General features: G+C 37.8%; 1 pseudogene. It reads left to right on the forward strand.

The window, feature by feature from the left end:
* A pseudogene (locus ACRHOC_RS14940) lies at nt 1–251 on the forward strand (Na+/H+ antiporter NhaC family protein); the annotation flags it as partial.

Below are 251 nucleotides of genomic sequence, written 5' to 3' on the forward strand. Positions count from 1 at the left end.
GGAGTCTTTAATAAAGTAAGCTTTAAGCGAATGATGACCGAGGTTTGGGAGAATATAAAAAGTATTTTCGTTCCAATAGTTATACTTCTATTAGTTGGTGCCTTAGCTGGAACTTGGTTGGTTAGTGGTGTTATACCTGCAATGGTATATTATGGTCTGGAAGTATTGAATCCATCAATTTTCTTACCAGCATCTTTGGTTATTGCTGCATTAATCTCGATCGCAACTGGTAGCTCTTGGACAACTTCTGC

The organism is Winogradskyella poriferorum, assembly GCF_050618035.1.
GTDB lineage: Bacteria > Bacteroidota > Bacteroidia > Flavobacteriales > Flavobacteriaceae > Winogradskyella > Winogradskyella poriferorum_A.